Raw genomic sequence first — 17,749 nt, forward strand, 5'->3', positions numbered from 1 at the left:
GCTTGGAGCAGGGCCCGTTTGCAAGTGTTCCATTCCCGACGATCGAAGGAGTTCCGCCATGGCGTCAAGCCCCAAGCCCACCACAGGCCCTCTCACCGCCGGCCCGGCCCTGCCCCGGCGCGACTTTCTGCGCCAGGCCGGCACGCTGGCAGGCGGTGCGGCGCTCTACACCCAGCTGGGACACCATGGCGCCTGGGCGGCCGGCTCGGATGCGCCAGAGAAGAAAGAGGTGCGCATCGGCTTCATCCCGCTGACCGACTGCGCCAGCGTGGTCATGGCCTCGGTGCTGGGGATCGATCAGAAGTACGGCGTCAAGATCATTCCCTCCAAGGAAGCGAGCTGGGCCAGCGTGCGCGACAAGCTGGTCAACGGCGAGCTGGACTTTGCCCACGTGCTCTACGGCCTGGTCTACGGCGTGCACCTGGGCGTGGGCGGCGCCAGGAAGGACATGGCCGTGCTGATGACGCTCAACCACAACGGCCAGGCCATATCGCTGTCGAAGAAGCTGGCCGACAAGGGTGCCGTCAATGGCGCGGGCCTGGCCAAGCTGATGGCCGGCGAAAAGCGCGAATACACCTTTGCCCAGACCTTTCCCACGGGCACGCATGCCATGTGGCTGTACTACTGGCTGGCGGCCAACGGCATCCACCCGCTCAAGGATGCCAAGGTCATCACCGTGCCGCCGCCGCAGATGGTGGCCAATATGCGCGTGGGCAACATGGACGGCTTTTGCGTGGGCGAGCCCTGGAACCACCGCGCCATCATGGACGGCATCGGCGTCACGGCCGCCACCACCCAGTCCATCTGGCAGGACCACCCCGAAAAGGTGCTGGGCACCACGGCCGAGTTCGCACGCCAGAACCCCAACACGGCACGCGCCGTGACGGCGGCCATCATCGAGGCCGGCCGCTGGATCGACGAGAGCCTGGCCAACAAGACCCGCATGGCCGAGACCATCGCCGGCAAGGCCTATGTGAACACCGGCGTGGATGCCATCAACCAGCGCATCCTGGGCCGCTACCAGGACGGCATGGGCAAGACCTGGGACGACCCCAACCACATGAAGTTCTACGGCGACGGCAGCGTGGGCTACCCCTACCTGTCCGACGGCATGTGGTTCCTGACCCAGCACAAGCGCTGGGGCCTGCTCAAGGACCACCCCGACTACCTGGGCGTGGCCCGCTCCATCAACCGCCTGGACATCTACCAGCAGGCCGCCACCGCCGCCAAGGCCCCGCTGCCCAAGGCGGAGATGCGCAGCAGCAAGCTCATGGATGGCACGGTCTGGGACGGCAAGGATCCGCGCAAGTACGCAGACAGCTTTGCCATCAAGGCCTGAGAGATCCCCTTTGAAGCCCCACCCCACAGAGGAACACACCATGGTCAGCGCCGTCTTCCACTTCCCGGCCGAATCCGCTGCCGCGCCGGCAGCCGCTTCCACACCGATCTCCGCGCAGGCTTCAGGGCCCGCCGCTCCAGCCGCGCCGGCCACCCAGGCCCAGGCGCCCGCCGCCCCGCGCGACTGGGCAGCGCTCTCGCGTGCCTTCTGGCTGGCCGTGCTGCCGCCGCTGTGCGGCTTGGGTTTGCTGGTGGGCGTGTGGTCCCTGGTGGCTGCAGGCTCGGGCCAGAGCATTCCGGGGCCCCTGGCGACCTGGCAGCAGGCGGTGGAGATTTTCAGCGACCCGTTCTACCGCAACGGCCCCAATGACCAGGGCGTGGGCTGGAATGTGCTGGCTTCGCTGCAGCGCGTGGCCGTGGGCTTTGGCCTGGCGGCGCTGGTCGGCATTCCGGCCGGCTTCGTGATCGGGCGCTTCAACTTTCTGTCGCGCATGTTCAACCCGCTGATCAGCCTGCTGCGCCCGGTGTCGCCGCTGGCCTGGCTGCCCATCGGCCTGCTGGTCTTCAAGGGCGCCAACCCGGCGGCCATCTGGACCATCTTCATCTGCTCGATCTGGCCCATGCTCATCAACACCGCCGTGGGCGTGCAGCGCGTGCCCCAGGACTACATGAACGTGGCGCGCGTGCTCAACCTCAGCGAATGGAAGATCGCCACCACCATCCTGTTCCCGGCCGTGCTGCCCTACATGCTGACCGGCGTGCGCCTGGCCGTGGGCACGGCCTGGCTGGTCATCGTCGCGGCCGAGATGCTCACCGGCGGCGTGGGCATCGGCTTCTGGGTCTGGGACGAGTGGAACAACCTCAACGTCAAGAACATCATCATCGCGATCTTCGTGATCGGCATCGTGGGCCTGCTGCTGGAGATGGCCCTGGTCAAGCTGGCAACGGCATTTACGTTCGAAGAGGTGAAGGCATGAATGCATCGTCCAAGTTCATCGAGGTCCAGGGCGTGGAGCAGAGCTTCAAGACCGCCAAGGGCCTGTTTCCGGCGCTGCGCAATATCGACCTGACCATTGCGCGGGGCGAGTTCGTCTCGCTGATCGGCCACTCGGGCTGCGGCAAGTCCACCCTGCTGAACCTGATCGCGGGCCTGACCACGCCCACCACGGGCGTACTGCTGTGCGCCAACAAGGAGATCAAGGGCCCCGGGCCCCAGCGCGCCGTGGTCTTCCAGAACCACTCGCTGCTGCCCTGGCTGACCTGCGAGGGCAACATCCACCTGGCCGTGGAGCGCGTCTATGGCCGCACGGAAAGCCGCACCCAGCTCAAGGCACGCACCCTGGCCGCGCTGGAGCTGGTGGGCCTGGCCCATGCCGCGCACAAGCGGCCCGGCGAAATCTCGGGCGGCATGAAGCAGCGCGTGGGCATTGCGCGCGCGCTGTCGATGGAGCCGCAGGTGCTGCTGATGGACGAGCCCTTCGGCGCGCTCGATGCGCTCACGCGCGCCAAGCTGCAGGACGAGCTGCTGGAGATCGTGGCGCGCACGCAAAGCACCGTGGTCATGGTCACCCACGACGTGGACGAGGCCGTGCTGCTGTCCGACAAGATCGTGATGATGACCAACGGCCCGGCAGCCACCATCGGCGAGGTGCTGGAAGTCGGCATCGCCCGGCCGCGCAACCGCGTGGCGCTGGCCGAGGACGACCGCTACCGCGAGTGCCGCAAGGCGGTGATCGACTTCCTCTACACACGCCAGGGGCATGTGGAAAAGGCGGCCTGAACCTTTGCAGGTCCTGCCGCCTTCGAGACCCTGCCCATGGCGGGCAGGCCGAGCCCCGGCTCAGTGCCGGCCCGAGATGTAGTGCTCCAGCTGCTCGATGATGAACTTCTGCTCGGAGATGATGTCCTTGACCAGGTCTCCGATGGAGATCAGGCCCAGCAGCTTGCCGCCCTCGTCCACCACGGGCAGGTGGCGCAGCCGGTTCTCGGTCATCACCGCCATGCATTCCTGCGTGGTCTGGGTGGGGCCGACGAAGAGCACGTCGCGCGTCATCACGTCGCGCACCAGGGTGGCGCCCGAGGTGCGCCCCAGCAACGCGATCTTGCGCGCGTAGTCGCGCTCGGTGACGATGCCTGCGATCTCGCTGCCCTCCATCACGAGCAGGGCGCCAATGCCCTTGTCGGCCATGAGCCGCAGCGCGTCGAGCACGGAATCGGTAGGCGCGATGCTGTACACCGCGCCGCTGGCCTTGGACTTGAGAATGTCTGCAACTGCTGTCATGGGTGCCTTTCAGTCGTTCGCCAATTCGGTTCTAGTGTCATCCGAACTGCGCCCAAAAAGCAACAGGGCCAGCGCGTGTATGCACACGCACCGGCCCTGCCCGATTCAGTGAATGCGGCCCTTCAGCGGCGGCCGCCCAGCAGGCTGCCACCAATCTTCACCAGATCGCTGAGACCTACCTGGCCGTCGCCATCCTGATCGAGCAGGCTGCCCAGCAAACCACCACCCAGACCGCCCTGCTGCTGGGCCTGCGCATGCTCGCGGCCCAGCACCTGGCCCAGGCCGCCGGCGTCCATGCCGCCTGCGCTCACGCGCTGTGCAAGAAAGGACATGACGATGGGGGCCAGCAGCTGCAGCAGCTGGGCCGCGCCGCCGCTGCCCAGGCCCGTGGCCTGGCCCAGTCCGTCCTGCGCGCGCTGCTGGTTGCCGCCCAGGATGTGGCCCAGGATGGCCGCGCCATCGAGCCCGCCACCTGCATTGCCGCCCGCGCCTGCGCCGCCGCCCAGCAGCGAGCCCAGCAGGCCGCCGAGGTCCAGGCCACCGGCGCCGCCGCCGCTGGCCGCGCCATGGTCGCGCTGCAGCGCGCCGAAGAGATTGGCCGCGCCCTGCGGATCGGCCGCATTGCGGCCCAGCGAGGCCAGCAGCACGGGCAGGGCCGCGCCCACGGCGCTTTCGGTCTGGGCGGGGCTGGCGCCGATCTGGTCCGCCATCTGCTGCATGGGCGCGCCCTGCAGTTGGGCCATCAGTTCGGCGGCCAGGGAAGAGCTGGAGTTCATGGTCGTTCCTTCATCCGGTCGCCCGGTCAACGCAAAGCCACATGGTATGCGCAAGCCGGCGCAGCGCACATGACGGCGCCGCGTCCAAGTGTCAACGATGTTTTCCAGCGGCCGCAGGAACCCGCAGGGGTCAGGTCGTGGTCAGCACCCTCTGCGGCTGCGCGCGCGCCTGCCGCATCTGTGGCGGGCTCTGCACCTGGTTGCGTGCCTGGCTGCGTGCCTGGCCGCCTGCCGGGCTCTGTGCCTGGGCCTTCATGGACCGGCGCAGGGCCACGGCATCGCCCGCTGCGGCAGGCGAGCGGCCCGTGGCGTCCAGCCGGAACACCTGCACGGTTTCCGACACGGTCTGCGCCTGGGCCTGCAAGGCCATGGCCGATGCCGCGTTCTGCTCGACCAGGGCCGCGTTCTGCTGCGTGATGCTGTCCAGATGCGCCACGGCCGCGTTGACCTGCGAGATGCCGCTGAGCTGCTCGCTGGAGGCGCTGTGGATCTCGCCGATCAGCAGGCTCACGCGCCGCACCAGATCCAGCGATTCGATCATGGTCTTCTGCGCCACCTCGGTCCTCTGGTTGCCGTCCAGCACCTTGGCGGCGGAGTCGTCGATGAGCTCGCGGATCTCCTTGGCCGCCGCCAGCGTGCGCTGCGAGAGGCTGCGCACCTCGGCCGCCACGACCGCAAAGCCCCGGCCCTGGTCGCCTGCGCGCGCGGCCTCCACGGCAGCGTTCAGCGCCAGGATATTGGTCTGGAAGGCGATGGAGTCGATGAGCTGCGTGATCTCGCCGATGCGCCCCGACGCGGCCTGGATCTGCTTCATGGTGGCGGCCACGCCATCGACGGCGCCGCTGCTGCGTTCGGCCACCTCGCTGGCCTGGGCGGCCAGGTCCGTGGCCTGGCGGGCCGAGTCGGCCGTGTGCTTGACGGTGCCCGTGATCTCCTCCATGGAGGCCGCCGTCTGCTGCAGGTTGCCCGCCTGGGTTTCGGTGCGCGCGGACAGGTCATGGTTGCCCTGCGCGATTTCCCGGCTGGAGATCTGCATCTTGTCGCTTTCCTCGCGCGCATCGCGCACGATGGACAGCAGGTTCACGTTGAGCTGGCTCAGCGCCTTCTGCAGATCGCCCACCACGTCCTTGCGCGTGATGCGTATGGTCTGCGTCAGGTCGCCGGCCGCCAGGCGGTTGGCCAGCAGCACCATCTGCGCCAGCGGCGCCACGGTCAGCCGGTAGGCCCAGGCCCCGGCCAGGCCCGTGAAGATGCAGACCGCCAGCCAGGCCAGCGCAGACCATGCGTCCAGCGTATGCCCACCGGCCAGCGCCGCGCCAAAGGCCGCCGCCACCACCATGAAGAAGATCAGCACCAGCTTGCCGGCCAGGCCCAGGCTCAATGCGCTGGCCAGGCGGCCGCGCAGGTTGTTGCGCAGCAGGTGGCCGGCACGCAGCACGTGGACCCGGCGCCCGGCGTCCTTCTCGGCGCGCATGGTGGCGTAGAGGCGCTCGGCCGCATCGGTCTGCTCGCGCGTGGCCTCGGTGCGCACCGACATGTAGCCCGAGGGCCGGTCGCCATCCATCAGCGGGGTGACATTGGCCATGACCCAGTAGAAGTCGCCGTTCTTGCGCCGGTTCTTCACGGGGGCGGACCAGGGCAGGCCCGCCGAGATGGTCTCCCACATGTCGCGGAAGGCTTCCTCGGGCATGTCGGGGTGGCGGATCATGTTGTGGGGCTGGCCCAGCAGGTCTTCGCGCTCGTAGCCGCTGACCTCGATGAACATCGGGTTGCAGTAGAGGATGCGGCCCTTCAGGTCCGTGGTGGAGACCAGGGTCTGGCCCTTGGGAAACGAGTACTCGCGCGTACTGACCGGCAGATTCACTCTCATAGGCATCCCTCCCTTGAAGAAGAAAAATCCTGCGTGCCCCATCCGGCCCAGCGAGCCGCTGGCCGGAGTTCAAAGTTTTTACCCCGAACCGCCACATTTGAAACAAATAAAAACAAAACCTCCATTGGATTCAGACATCTGATAGGACCGTATCGATAGCACGCGCACCGCTTTGATGCATGCGGCGCACCAGCCTGGCACGGCCGCGCGGGCTCGCGTCTGCGGGCAATCGGTCGCCACAGGGCAGCAGGCCTGGCACGCAGCTTGCTAAATCCCGGGATGGCCATGGAGGGCCGCAGGGCCAGGCGCAACGACGTGCCACGGCCCGGGACAAAGGCGTCACCCCGCGCGCAGCCATCGGCCGCGCAGCGTGGGGACGCCTTTTTTGTTTTCCGAACCGCAACGGGGGCACGATGAAAAAATCCAGGCTGGTGATGGTGGGCAACGGCATGGCCGGCGTGCGCACGCTGGAGGAGCTGCTCAAGATCGCGCCCGACCTCTACGAGATCACGGTGTTCGGGGCCGAGCCCCACCCCAACTACAACCGCATCATGCTGTCGCCCGTGCTGGCGGGCGAGCAGCGGCTCGACGAGATCATCCTCAACGACTGGTCCTGGTATGCGCAGCACGGCATCACCCTGCATGCGGGCTGCCGCGTGCACGCAGTCGACCGCGCGCGCCGCGTGGTGCACGCCGTGGACGCGGCCGGACAGCCGGTGAGCGCCGAGTACGACCGGCTGATCCTGGCCACGGGCTCGCGCCCCTTCATGCTGCCCGTGCCCGGGCGCGAGCTGGAAGGCGTGCTGGGCTACCGCGACATTGCCGACACCCAGGCCATGATCGCGGCGGCCGCCAGCCACCGCCATGCCGTGGTCATCGGCGGCGGCCTGCTGGGCCTGGAGGCCGCCAACGGACTCATGAAGCGCGGCATGGACGTTACCGTGGTGCATGCGGGCGAGCGCCTGCTGGACCGCCAGCTGGACGAGACCGCCGCCGCCTTGCTGCAGGCCTCGCTGGCCGAGCGCGGCATGCGCTTTCTGATGCAGGCCCAGACCCGGGCGCTGACGGGCGACGGCCAGGGCCGCGTGGCCTGCGTGCACCTGCAGGACGGGCGCGAGGCACCGGCCTCGCTGGTGGTCATGGCCGTGGGCATCCGGCCCGAGACCACGCTGGCCGAGCAGATGCACCTTCACGTGCAGCGCGGCATCGTGGTCAGCGACACGCTGCAGACCGTGACCGACCCGCGCATCTACGCCGTGGGCGAGTGCGCGGCGCACCGGGGCGTGGCCTACGGGCTGGTGGCGCCGCTGTTCGAGCAGGGCAAGGTGCTGGCCAACCACCTGGCGGAGATGGGCATCGGCCGCTATCCGGGCTCGCAGACCTCGGCCAAGCTCAAGGTCACGGGCATCCATCTGTTCAGCGCGGGCGACTTCCGCGGCGACGAGGGCACGGAGGAAATCGTGCTCAGCGACCCCGGCGCGGGCGTGTACCGCAAGCTTGTGCTGCGCGGTGACAGGCTGGTCGGCGCCTGCCTGTATGGCGACACCGAGGACAGCGGCTGGTACTTCCGCCTGCTCCGCGATGGCGTGGCAGTGCAGGAACTGCGCGACCGCCTCATGTTCGGCGAAAGTCAAGCGAGCAAGGCCAGCCAGGCCGACCCGGCCAGCGGCCCGTGACCGCGCCCGCCCTCGCGCCCTGCCCTTCCCTCATCCACCCCAGGCCCACCATGCAAGAAACCCGATCCACCTGCCCCTATTGCGGCGTAGGCTGCGGCGTCCTCATCGAAAGCGATGGTGCGCGCATCACGGGCGTGCGCGGCGATCCGGCGCACCCCGCCAACCACGGCCGCCTGTGCACCAAGGGCAGCACCCTGCACCTGACGGCCTCGCCCGCCCTGGCACAGCAGACGCGGCTGCTGCAGCCCGCGCTGCGTGCCACGCGCGGCGCGGCGCCCCAGGATGTGGGCTGGGCTGCCGCACTGGACCTGGCCGCCGGCAGGCTGGCCTCCATCGTGCAGGAGCACGGCCCCGACGCCGTGGGCCTGTATGTGAGCGGCCAGTTGCTGACCGAGGACTACTACGTCTTCAACAAGCTGGCCAAGGGCCTGATCGGCACCAACAACATCGACACCAATTCGCGCCTGTGCATGAGCAGCGCCGTGGCCGGCTACAAGCTCACGCTGGGCGCCGACGCGCCACCGGCCTGCTACGAGGATGTGGACCATGCGGACTGCCTTTTCATCGCGGGCAGCAACGCGGCCTGGGCGCATCCCGTGCTCACGCGGCGCATCGAGCAGGCGCGTGCCGCGCGGCCGCAGATGAAGATCATCGTGGCCGACCCGCGCCGCACCGACACGGCCGGCATGGCCGACCTCTTCCTGCCGCTGCGCCCGGGCAGCGACACCCTGCTGTTCCACGGCATGCTGCACATCATGGAACTGGAAGGCTGGCTGGACCAGGCCTACATCGCACGCCACACCAGCGGCTTTGCCGACCTTCAGGCCCTGGTGCGCGAGGCCACGCCCGAGCGCGTGGGCGAGCTCTGCGGCCTGCCCCGGCACGATCTGTTCCAGGCCGCGCAATGGTTTGCGCTGGGCGGGGATGCACGCGGCGGCGCCGCCCGTGGCGCCACGCTGAGCCTGTACTGCCAGGGCCTGAACCAGAGCAGCAACGGCACGGCCAAGAACGCCGCGCTGATCGGCCTGCACCTGGCCACGGGCCAGATCGGGCGCGCGGGCGCGGGGCCGTTTTCGCTCACGGGCCAGCCCAATGCCATGGGCGGGCGCGAGGTGGGCGGGCTGGCCAACCTGCTGTCGGCCCACCGCGACCTGGCCAACCCGGCCCACCGCGCCGAAGTGGCCGCACTGTGGGGCGTGGACGCCGTGCCGCCCCGCCCCGGCAAGACCGCCGTGGAGATGTTCGAGGCCGCCGCCGAGGGCGAGATCCGCGCGCTGTGGATAGCCTGCACCAACCCTGCGCAAAGCATGCCCGACCAGGCCCTGGTGCGGCGCGCGCTGCAGCGGGCCGAATTCGTCATCGTGCAGGAGGCCTTTGCCACCACCGCCACCTGCGCCTACGCCGACCTGCTGCTGCCCGCCACCACCTGGGGCGAGAAGATCGGCACGGTGACCAACAGCGAAAGGCGCATCTCGCGCGTGCGCCCCGCCGTGGCCGCACCCGGCGCCGCGCGCCATGACTGGCGCATTGCCGTGGACTGCGCGCGGCGCATGGAGGCACGGCTGCGCCCGGGCCGGCCCAGCCTCTTTCCCTACGACACCGAAGACGCCGCTGCCGGCGCCCAGGCCATCTGGAACGAGCACCGCGAGAGCACGCGCGGGCGTGACCTGGACATCACCGGCCTGTCCTGGGATCTGCTGGACGCGCAAGGCCCCCAGCAATGGCCGCTGCCCGAAGGTGCAGCCCAGGGCCGCGCACGGCTCTACGAAGACGGCCGCTTTCCCACGCCCGATGGCCGCGCACGCTTTGCCCTGCTGCCCTGGCAGCCGCTGGCCGAGCCGCCCGATGCGCACTATCCCTTCAGCCTGACCACGGGCCGGCTGCGCGACCAGTGGCACGGCATGAGCCGCACGGGCCAGTTGGGCCGTTTGTTCGGCCATGCGGCCGAGCCCTGCCTGCAAATGCACCCGCGGGACATGGCCGAGCGCGGCCTGCGCGCGGGCGACCTGGTGCAGATGAGCAGCCGGCGCGGCGCCCTGCTGGTGCCGGTGCAGCCCGACGACACGCTGACGCCCTCCCAGCTCTTCATGGCCATGCACTGGGGCGGCGAGTACCTGGGCGGCACCTCAATGGGCGGCACTTCAATGGGCGGCGTCAATGCCCTGACCACACCGGCCTTGTGCCCCGGCTCCAAGCAGCCCGAACTCAAGCACACGGCCGTGAAGCTGCAAAAGGCCGAACTGCCCTGGACCCTGCTGGCCATGGCCTGGCTGCCCGAGGACCGGGTGCTGGCCGTGCGCGAGCAGTTGTCCTCCCTCATGCCGCACTTCGGCTTTGCCAGCTGCGTGCCCTTCGGCAATGCCGTCCCGCTGCAGGACGCCGCCCGGGCCCGGCACGGCGTGCTGCTGCGCGCCGCCGCGCATGAGGCGCCGGGCGAGGCCGTCCTCGCACGGATCGAATCCCTGCTGGGCCTGGATGCCGCCGACACCCTGCGCTACACCGACCGCCGCCGCCAGCACAGCCGCGCGCTGCGGCTGGACCGCCACAGCCTGTCCACCACGGTCGAGGCCCTGCTGCTGGCGGGCGACACGCGCGCGGGCAGCTGGCTGTCCACCCTGCTGCAGGACCAGATGCCGGCACAGGACTATGGCCGCCTGCTGCTCATGCCCTCGGGCTCGGCGCCGCTGGCCATCCAGCCGCGTGCGCGCCAGGTCTGTACCTGCTTCGATGTGGACGAGACCGCCATCGCAGGCGCGCTTGCGCGCTGCGAGGGCAGCGACGACGCGCGCCTGGCCGCGCTGCAGGGCCGGTTGCGCTGCGGCACCAATTGCGGCTCCTGCCTGCCCGAGCTCAAGCGTCTGGTGCGCCACATCCCCCTGGCGAAGAGCCAGGAGGCCGCATGAAAGAGGCGATGGAACAACGGGTTTGCATATATAGCGAAAAGTAATGAAACCTGCGGGAAAATATGCCCCCACAGGATTCCACCCACGATTGCAACGCCATGGGCATCAGCCAATACATCAAGGAAATAGGCCGCGGCGCACGCGGAGCCAAGGCGCTGGAGCGCCCGCAGGCGGCCGACCTGTTCGGCCAGGTGCTGGACGGCGGCGTCAGCGACCTGGAGATCGGGGCCTTTTGCATCGCCATGCGCATCAAGGGCGAGACCGTCGAGGAGATGAGCGGCTTCCTGGACGCCGTGCATGCGCGCGTCGCCCGTTTTCCCGCCTCGGCCAATGGCCGCCCCGTGATCGTGCTGCCCAGCTACAACGGCGCGCGCCGCCTGCCCGTGCTCACCCCCCTGCTGGCCCTGCTGCTGGCGCGCGAAGGCCTGCCCGTGCTGCTGCACGGCATGCGCACCGAGGCGCGCCGCATCCTGGCCAGCGATGTGCTGCAGGCCCTGGGCATTGCGCCGCTGCCATCTCCCCAGGCCCTGGCCGGCGGCCAGGTGGCCCATATCCATACCGAACATCTGCACCCGGCCCTGGCGCGCCTGCTGTCCGTGCGCGAGGTCATCGGCCTGCGCAACCCGGGCCACAGCGTGGTCAAGCTGCTGGCGCCCTGCGACGGCCCCTGCCTGCTGGTGACGGCCTACACCCATCCCGAGTACCTGCCCATGCTGCACGGCACCTTCGGGACATTGGGCATGAATGTCCTGCTCTCGCGCGGGCTGGAAGGCGAGGTCGCGGCCGACCCGCGCCGGCTGCCGCGCTACGACGGCTTTGTGGCAGGCGCCCACCAGCTGCTGGCCGAGCAGCAAAGCGGCACCGCCTCCGACGTGCCGGGCCTGCCCGCCGAGATCGACGTGGACACCACGGCGCGCTACACCGAAGACGTTCTCGCGGGCCGGCTGCCCGTGCCGCCCGCGCTCACACGCCAGGTGGAACACATCGTCCACCTTGCCGATCAGATTCGCTGAATACCCCAGAAAAAACGGAGCCCCGCCATGACGACCCCGTCCCACACCCCCGCGAACACCGCCCGGCGCGGCACCTGCACCCTGGTCGGCGCCGGCCCCGGCGACCCGGAGCTGCTGACCATCAAGGCCCTCAAGGCCATACAGGCCGCCACCGTGCTGCTGGTCGATGACCTGGTCAGCGACGCCATCGTGGCCCATGCCGCGCCCACGGCGCGCATCGTCTACGTGGGCAAGCGCGGCGGCTGCAAGAGCACGCCCCAGGCCTTCATCGAAAAGCTCATGCTGAGCGCCGTGCAGGAGGGCGAGACCGTGGTGCGCCTGAAGGGCGGCGACCCCTTCATCTTCGGGCGCGGCGGCGAAGAGGTGGAGCATCTGCGCGAAGCGGGCGTCGAGGTCCAGGTCATCAACGGCATCACCGCCGGCCTGGCCGGGCTCACCAGCCTGGGCGCCCCGCTCACGCACCGCGACCGCGCGCACGGCGTGGTCTTCATCACGGGCCACGCCAAGCCCGGCGACAGCGGCACCGACTGGCGCCAGCTGGCCGCCACCGCGCGCGATGCGCGGCTCACCCTGGTGATCTACATGGGCGTGAGCAGCGTGGAGCACATCCGCGCCGAGCTGCTCAATGGCCTGCCCGCAGCCACGCCCGTGGCCGTGATCCAGCACGCCAGCCTGCCACAACAGCGCCACGCGCTGACCACGCTGGGCGCGCTGGTGGAGTGCATTGCCGACACGGGCCTGGGCAGCCCCAGCGTCATCGTCGTTGGCGATGTGGTCCATGGCGTACGGGCAATGGCCGAACCTCAGACGCAGCTCACCGCTGCGGTCGCAGCCGCCTGAGTGCGAGATTGCTGCAATCAAAAATCTATCGATTCATAAAAATCATTAGTTTTCATTAAAAATCCCCTGTTGGCTGCCGAAACGGCGTTTAGACCGTTTTGGCAGACCGTCAGCTCCGCCAGGCGGCGGTAGCGCCATCGGGGGATTCCATGAAAACACCAGGCCTTACTTTCACTTCCACAGCTGCGCAGATACGGCTGTCCGCATGGCGGCGCACGTGGTCGCCGCTGCTGGCCGGCTGCGCGCTTGGCTTGGCCCTGCTCATGCCCGGCCTGGCTGCAGGCGCCGACATGGTGCTGGCCACGCGCGTCACGGCCGGTGCAAAACCCTGGCTCACGCCCGCGCACCGCCAGTGGCTGCAGGCGCGCGGGCCGCTGACCGTGGGCATTTCCCTGCCCGACCATCCTCCCCTGGAAATGATCGATGGCGAGCGCTTCCAGGGCATCACGGCCGACCACCTGGGACTGCTGTTTCCCGCCCCGGTGCGCTTCAAGACCTATGGATCGCGCGTGGCCGTGCTCGATGCGCTGCGGCGCGGCGAGATCGACCTGGCCTGCGAGGGCACCGAGCTGGAGGCCGAACGCGCCGACCTGGCCCTGAGCGTGCCCTACCTGCCCAGCCAGCCCGTGCTGGTGTCGCTCTCGCATGCGCCCTTCGACGCGGAGCGCCGGGGCGCGCGGCTGGCCATGACGCCCGACCAGCTGCTGCGCTCCCAGGTTGCGGCCGCCTATCCTCTCAGCGAGCTGCTGACCTATGAAACACCCCGCCGCGCGCTGGAGGCGCTGAGCCTGGGCGAGATCGATGGCTTCGTCGGCGACACGGTCACGGTGCACTACCTGATCCACGCCAACTACCTGCTCAACCTGCGCGTGCAGGGCTTTGCCCCCATAGAAAGCCGGGGCTTCGGCATGCTGGTGCGGCATGACGATACGCAGCTGAAGGCCTATCTGGACCAGGCCCTGCCCGCCATCACCTTGCAGCATGGCGACGACATTCTGCACAGCTGGAGCGGCAGCCGCCGTCCGCTGCTGGGAAGCGACCGCGTGGCCCTGACACCCTCGGAAAAGCAGTGGCTGGATGCCCACCCCCGCATTCCCGTGGTGCTCAACAGCTCGCTGGGATCGCTGGGACAGCTGGATGCCGACCGCCAGGCCGAGGGCATAGGACCCGACTACCTGGACCTGATCAGCCACCGCGCCGGCCTGCAGTTCGACTACATGACCGCACGCAACTACACCGAACTCGAGGCCATTCTGGGCTCGGGCAAGGCCCTGCTCACCCCCGTCTACACCTCGCCGCCGATTGCATCGCCCAATATCAAGCTGCTGCCGCCCTACCTGCGCAGCGCGGTGGTGGTGATGGCCCGGCCCGAGGCGAATGCGGGCACACAGCGTGACAAGGGCATACACCACCTGCAGGGACTGGAGGGCAAGCGCGTGGCCATGGTGGCTGGCTTCTTCCTGGAAGACACGGTGCGCCGCGAGCATCCGCGCATACGGCTGCAGCTGTATCCCGACCTGGCCCAGGCCCTGGCCAGCGTGGCAGCCGATGACAGCGATGCCTTCGTCGGCAACGACTACGCAGCGCGCTATGCCAACGCCCAGCAATTGGGCAACCAGTTGCAGCTCACCGGCATCCTGGAGGACTACACCCGCCCCGTGAGCCTGGCCGTGCATGCCGCCGAGCCCGAGCTTCTGAGCATTCTGGAGAAGGCCCAGCTGTCCATCTCACCCGAAGAAATGGCCGAAATCGTGCGCCTGTGGGCGCCGCGCGATAGCGGCAGCGGCACGCGCTTTTGGCGCGAGCACCGCCAGCGCCTGCTGCTGCTGCTGGCAGCGCTGGCGCTGGCCACGGCCACCTCCCTGGTCTGGGGCTTTTACCTGAGCCGCCAGATGCGCAGGACGCGCCGTGCCGAGCGGCGCGCCGAGGCCGCCAACCGGGCCAAAAGCCTGTTCCTGTCCACCACCAGCCACGAGATACGCACGCCCCTGAGCGCCATCATCGGCCTGCTGGAGCTGGCGCAGGACCGCGAGAAACTCGGCCTGCCCCACCGCGATACGCTGGCCGCGGCCCACAAGGCTTCCCAGGGCATGCTGCTGCTGCTGGGCAATGTGCTGGACCTGCACCGCATCGAGTCGGGCCACATCGACTCCACGCCCCAGCCCGTGGCGCTGCGGCCGCTGATCGAAGACATGGCCCCGCTGCTGCAGGGCCTGGCGCACGGCAAGCGGTTGTCGCTGCGCACCCAGGTTGGCAAGGGCGTGGACCACAGCGTGACGGCCGACCCGCTGCACCTCAAGCAGGTGCTGTTCAACCTGCTGAGCAATGCCATCAAATTCACCGAGCGCGGCAGCGTCACCCTGCGCGCGCAAGGCACCCGCCGCCATGACCGCCTGCTGCTGCAGATGGAGGTGGAGGACACCGGCATCGGCATTGCCCCGCAGGACCAGGCCCGGCTGTTCAAGCCCTTTTCGCAGGTGCCGGGCGCCCATCAGGACCAGGCCTTCGGCAGCGGCCTGGGCCTGAGCATCACGCGCCGCCTGCTGGAGCACATGGGGGGGACCATCACCCTGGAGAGCGTGCCGGGCCGGGGCTCACGCTTCACGGTCACGTTGAGCCTGCCACTGGTGGAGCCGGACGACAGGCCGTCGGCCGAAGAGGTACTGCCCCGGATCATGCCCGCGCCCCTGGAGCTGCGTGCAAAGGCCGATACAGGCACCGAGCCCCTGCCCGAAGTCCCGGCCGAGCCCGAACTCAGAATCCTGGCCGTGGAAGACTATATGTTCAATCGCGAGCTGCTCAAGAGCCAGCTCACCGCGCTGGGCCACGGCATCTCGCTGGCCGGCGATGGACAGGAGGCCTGGGCGCGTTGCCTGGCCGAGTCCTTTGATCTCATCATCACCGACGGCCGCATGCCGATCATGGACGGCTTCGAGTTCATCCGGCGCCTGCGCCGGCGGGAAGCCGAAAACCAGCTGCGCCGCTGCCGCGTGATTGCGCTGACCGCCAGTCCCGAGGCGTCCGAGGCCCTGCGCTACCTGCAGGCCGGTGCCGACGAGGTGCTGTCCAAGCCGGCCTCCATGGAAGACCTCAGGCGCGTCATCGAACAGGTTCGGGACGAGTTGCAGGGCAGCGCGCCCGGCACCTGGCATCGGCCACCGGCCGCACCCTCCACGCTCAGCCCGGCTTGACCGAACTGCTGGCCGTCACGCGGCTTTGCTCGAAGCGCTGGGCCAGCTCGCGGCGCAGGTCCTTGCGGATCAGCGCGGCCTGCCAGCGGCGCTTTTCCTCGTCGGTGGCCGGCACCAGCGTGGGCACGGGCGCAGGCTGCTTGTTCTCGTCCACCGCCACCATGGTGAAAAAGCAGCTGTTGACATGGCGCACCACCTGGGTACGGATGTCCTCGGCCACCACCTTGATGCCGATCTCCATCGACGACTTGCCCGTGTGGTTGACGCTGGCCAGGAAGGTCACCAGCTCGCCCACGTGGATGGGCTGCAGGAACATCACCTGGTCCACGCTCAGCGTGACCACATAGCGGCCCGCGTAGCGGCTGGCGCAGGCATAGGCCACCTGGTCGAGCTGCTTGAGAACGGCGCCGCCATGGACGTTGCCCGAAAAGTTCGCCATGTCGGGCGACATGAGCACGGTCATGCTCAGCTGGTGCGATGGGAAATTCATCATTGGATTTTAGGAAAAAGCGCCATTGCGCGAGAATGGGCGCCCTTTTGCCCCCCGAGTGACGCTTTTGTGACCTCTTCCCTCTCTTTCGACGCCATCGTCATCGGCGCCGGCGCGGCCGGTCTGTTCTGTGCGGCCCAGGCCGGACAGCGTGGCCTGTCGGTGCTGCTCCTGGACCACGCGGAGAAGGTGGCCGAGAAGATCCGCATCTCGGGCGGCGGCCGTTGCAACTTCACCAACCGCGACCTGGACGTGCGTGCGCCGCACAAGCACTTCGTGGGCGGCAACCCGCAGTTCTGCCGCTCGGCCCTGTCGCGCTACACGCCGGCCGACTTCATTGCGCTGATGGACAGGCACGGCATTGCCCACCATGAAAAGCACAAGGGCCAGCTGTTCGCCGACCGCTCGGCCGAGGACATCATCGCCATGCTGCTGGCCGAATGCCAGGCCGGCGGCGTGCAGCGCTGGCAGCCCTGCAAGGTCGATTCCGTCGCGCATGCCGATGGCCAGTACCGCCTGCAGACCAGCCGTGGCGCCGTGCAGGCGCCCAGCCTGGTCATCGCCACGGGCGGGCTGTCCATTCCCAAGATCGGCGCCACCGACTTCGGCTACCGCCTGGCCCAGCAGTTCGACCTGCCCCTGGTCGAGCGCACGCCGGGCCTGGTGCCTCTGACCTTCGATGGCGAGGCCTGGGCACCCTACGCCCAGCTCGCCGGCTTGGCCCTTCCGGTCGAGATCAGCACCGGCAGCAAGAAGGAGCGCATGGCCTTCATGGAAGACCTGCTGTTCACGCACCGCGGCCTGTCCGGCCCCGCCGTGCTGCAGATCTCGAGCTACTGGAAGCCCGGCACGCCCCTGTGCATCAACCTCGCCCCCGAGGTGGACCTGCAGGACGAATTGCTCAAGGCCAAGTCGCGCTCGCGCAAGCTCATCGCCAACGAACTGGCGCAGTGGCTGCCCTCGCGCCTGGCCGATGCCTGGGTGCAGCAGGACGCGGCCTGGCAGCGCCCCGTTGCCGAAGCCTCGGACAAGGCCCTGAACCAGCTGGCCGAGCGCCTGTCGCGCTGGGAGATCGTGCCCACCGGCACCGAAGGCTACAAGAAGGCCGAAGTGACGCTGGGCGGCGTGGACACGCGTGCGCTTTCGCAACAGACCATGGAATGCAAGACCCAGCCCGGCCTGTACTGCATCGGCGAAGTGGTGGACATCACCGGCTGGCTGGGCGGATACAACTTCCAATGGGCCTGGGCCAGCGGGTATGCCTGCGCGCAGGCCTTGCCTTGTGCGTGATTTGTCAGATCGCTCTCGTCTCGCGTATAATCGCCCGCTTTGCTGGCAATTGCCCCGTCGGCCAATACTAGTTAACTATTG

13 protein-coding genes are annotated in these 17,749 nt (G+C 68.8%); 9 read left to right on the forward strand and 4 right to left on the reverse strand.

Features of this window, described 5'->3' with window-relative positions:
- Positions 1 to 58 precede the first annotated feature (58 nt).
- The 3 genes from JHD82_RS22025 to JHD82_RS22035 are packed head-to-tail and all read left to right on the forward strand — an operon-like array spanning position 59 to position 3,118.
- A complete protein-coding gene (locus JHD82_RS22025; protein ID WP_199138787.1) occupies positions 59 to 1,339 on the forward strand; it encodes a CmpA/NrtA family ABC transporter substrate-binding protein in 1,281 nt (426 codons plus the stop codon).
- Positions 1,340 to 1,379: 40 nt separating this feature from the next.
- Complete coding sequence (ntrB, locus tag JHD82_RS22030; RefSeq protein ID WP_199138789.1) at positions 1,380 to 2,315, forward strand: nitrate ABC transporter permease; 936 nt, start codon at positions 1,380 to 1,382, stop codon at positions 2,313 to 2,315.
- Positions 2,312 to 3,118, forward strand: a complete 807-nt coding sequence (locus JHD82_RS22035; RefSeq protein WP_199138791.1) for an ABC transporter ATP-binding protein — start codon at positions 2,312 to 2,314, stop codon at positions 3,116 to 3,118. The genes ntrB and JHD82_RS22035 overlap by 4 nt, the downstream gene beginning before the upstream one ends.
- 60 nt (positions 3,119 to 3,178) lie before the next feature.
- Here JHD82_RS22035 and JHD82_RS22040 read toward each other — a convergent pair whose 3' ends face one another.
- The 3 genes from JHD82_RS22040 to JHD82_RS22050 all read right to left on the reverse strand — a co-directional run bounded on the left by JHD82_RS22040 (position 3,179) and on the right by JHD82_RS22050 (position 6,265).
- The gene (locus JHD82_RS22040) at positions 3,179 to 3,619 is read right to left on the reverse strand and encodes a CBS domain-containing protein (protein ID WP_012204294.1); all 441 of its coding nucleotides are present in this window, start codon (positions 3,617 to 3,619) and stop codon (positions 3,179 to 3,181) included.
- 122 nt (positions 3,620 to 3,741) lie between these two features.
- Positions 3,742 to 4,395 (reverse strand): DUF937 domain-containing protein, encoded by a 654-nt coding sequence (locus tag JHD82_RS22045; protein WP_199138793.1) that lies wholly within the window; start codon positions 4,393 to 4,395, stop codon positions 3,742 to 3,744.
- A 130-nt stretch (positions 4,396 to 4,525) separates the two neighbouring features.
- Entirely contained in the window at positions 4,526 to 6,265 is a 1,740-nt protein-coding gene (locus JHD82_RS22050) for a PAS domain-containing methyl-accepting chemotaxis protein (protein WP_199138796.1), read from the reverse strand.
- Between the two features lie 413 nt (positions 6,266 to 6,678).
- On the opposite strand from JHD82_RS22050, the gene JHD82_RS22055 reads away from it, so the two are divergent.
- The 5 genes from JHD82_RS22055 (at position 6,679) to JHD82_RS22075 (ending at position 15,888) form a co-directional block, all read left to right on the forward strand.
- Positions 6,679 to 7,941, forward strand: coding sequence for an NAD(P)/FAD-dependent oxidoreductase (locus JHD82_RS22055; protein WP_199138798.1), 1,263 nt, complete (start codon positions 6,679 to 6,681; stop codon positions 7,939 to 7,941).
- Positions 7,942 to 7,991: 50 nt separating this feature from the next.
- Positions 7,992 to 10,844, forward strand: a complete 2,853-nt coding sequence (locus tag JHD82_RS22060; protein WP_199138801.1) for a nitrate reductase — start codon at positions 7,992 to 7,994, stop codon at positions 10,842 to 10,844.
- A gap of 98 nt (positions 10,845 to 10,942) precedes the next feature.
- On the forward strand, positions 10,943 to 11,857 hold the full coding sequence (ybiB, locus tag JHD82_RS22065; RefSeq protein WP_096915681.1) for a DNA-binding protein YbiB: 915 nt from the start codon (positions 10,943 to 10,945) through the stop codon (positions 11,855 to 11,857).
- 27 nt (positions 11,858 to 11,884) lie between these two features.
- Positions 11,885 to 12,697, forward strand: coding sequence for a uroporphyrinogen-III C-methyltransferase (gene cobA, locus JHD82_RS22070; protein WP_013803477.1), 813 nt, complete (start codon positions 11,885 to 11,887; stop codon positions 12,695 to 12,697).
- Between the two features lie 149 nt (positions 12,698 to 12,846).
- Entirely contained in the window at positions 12,847 to 15,888 is a 3,042-nt protein-coding gene (locus JHD82_RS22075) for an ATP-binding protein (RefSeq protein ID WP_233174854.1), read from the forward strand.
- Here JHD82_RS22075 and JHD82_RS22080 read toward each other — a convergent pair.
- The gene (locus JHD82_RS22080; RefSeq protein WP_013803479.1) at positions 15,875 to 16,378 is read right to left on the reverse strand and encodes an acyl-CoA thioesterase; all 504 of its coding nucleotides are present in this window, start codon (positions 16,376 to 16,378) and stop codon (positions 15,875 to 15,877) included. The genes JHD82_RS22075 and JHD82_RS22080 overlap by 14 nt on opposite strands.
- Before the next feature lie 69 nt (positions 16,379 to 16,447).
- Here JHD82_RS22080 and JHD82_RS22085 point away from each other — a divergent pair, with 69 nt between their 5' ends.
- Complete coding sequence (locus JHD82_RS22085; RefSeq protein WP_199138803.1) at positions 16,448 to 17,668, forward strand: NAD(P)/FAD-dependent oxidoreductase; 1,221 nt, start codon at positions 16,448 to 16,450, stop codon at positions 17,666 to 17,668.
- The last annotated feature ends 81 nt before the right edge of the window (positions 17,669 to 17,749 follow it).

The sequence above is a fragment of the Delftia sp. ASV31 genome (assembly GCF_016428765.1).
GTDB lineage: Bacteria > Pseudomonadota > Gammaproteobacteria > Burkholderiales > Burkholderiaceae_C > Comamonas > Comamonas acidovorans.

Coding starts and splice junctions, on each gene's coding strand:
- JHD82_RS22025 (WP_199138787.1), top strand. CDS start 59: ATGGCGTCAAGCCCCAAGCCCACCACAGGCCCTCTCACCGCCGGCCCG.
- ntrB (WP_199138789.1), top strand. CDS start 1,380: ATGGTCAGCGCCGTCTTCCACTTCCCGGCCGAATCCGCTGCCGCGCCG.
- JHD82_RS22035 (WP_199138791.1), top strand. CDS start 2,312: ATGAATGCATCGTCCAAGTTCATCGAGGTCCAGGGCGTGGAGCAGAGC.
- JHD82_RS22040 (WP_012204294.1), bottom strand. CDS start 3,619: ATGACAGCAGTTGCAGACATTCTCAAGTCCAAGGCCAGCGGCGCGGTG.
- JHD82_RS22045 (WP_199138793.1), bottom strand. CDS start 4,395: ATGAACTCCAGCTCTTCCCTGGCCGCCGAACTGATGGCCCAACTGCAG.
- JHD82_RS22050 (WP_199138796.1), bottom strand. CDS start 6,265: ATGAGAGTGAATCTGCCGGTCAGTACGCGCGAGTACTCGTTTCCCAAG.
- JHD82_RS22055 (WP_199138798.1), top strand. CDS start 6,679: ATGAAAAAATCCAGGCTGGTGATGGTGGGCAACGGCATGGCCGGCGTG.
- JHD82_RS22060 (WP_199138801.1), top strand. CDS start 7,992: ATGCAAGAAACCCGATCCACCTGCCCCTATTGCGGCGTAGGCTGCGGC.
- ybiB (WP_096915681.1), top strand. CDS start 10,943: ATGGGCATCAGCCAATACATCAAGGAAATAGGCCGCGGCGCACGCGGA.
- cobA (WP_013803477.1), top strand. CDS start 11,885: ATGACGACCCCGTCCCACACCCCCGCGAACACCGCCCGGCGCGGCACC.
- JHD82_RS22075 (WP_233174854.1), top strand. CDS start 12,847: ATGAAAACACCAGGCCTTACTTTCACTTCCACAGCTGCGCAGATACGG.
- JHD82_RS22080 (WP_013803479.1), bottom strand. CDS start 16,378: ATGAATTTCCCATCGCACCAGCTGAGCATGACCGTGCTCATGTCGCCC.